Genomic DNA, 564 nt, shown 5'->3' with positions numbered 1-564 from the left:
GGCCTGGCCGCACCCCGCCGACGGGGCCGCCCGGCCCGGGCGGCGGCCGGCGGCGAACCGGCGGCGCGGGACCGCATCCTGTCGGCGGCGCGCAGCGAGTTCGCCGAGCGCGGCTACGACAAGGCGTCCATCCGTGGCATCGCCAAGGGCGCCGGCGTCGACCCGGCCCTGGTCCACCACTACTTCGGCACCAAGGACCAGGTCTTCGCCGCCGCCATCGAGCGGGCCTTCGAGCCCGCGCTGCGCGCACCCGACATGCTGCTCGCCGGCCCGCACGAGGAGCAGGGGGAGCGGCTGGCCCGGTTCTTCCTCGGCATCTGGGAGAACCCGACGCACCGCGAGCCGCTGCTGGCGATCGTGCGCTCGGCCGTGGGCAACGAGGCGGCGGCGGCCGTCTTCCGCGACCTGGTCTCCAGCCGGCTCGTCGCGCGGGTCGCGGCCCAGTTGGGCGTCCCGGACCCGCGACTGCGCGCCGAACTCGCCGCGGCCCAGTTGGTGGGCATCGCGCTGCTGCGGTACGTGATCAAGATGAGGCCGCTGGCGGACGCCGACCCGGAGCACGTG

Annotated in this window: 1 protein-coding gene; it reads left to right on the top strand. The window is 76.2% G+C overall.

Annotated features, from left to right (window positions below; all coding sequences use genetic code 11):
- Positions 1 to 3: 3 nt before the first annotated feature.
- Positions 4 to 564, top strand: a 561-nt coding sequence (locus KUM32_RS41400) for a TetR family transcriptional regulator (protein ID WP_217146790.1), incomplete at its 3' end; no start/stop codon positions are given.

This window comes from Streptomyces sp. AC627_RSS907 (genome assembly GCF_019049165.1).
This window is presented reverse-complemented; position numbering and strand designations above follow the sequence as displayed.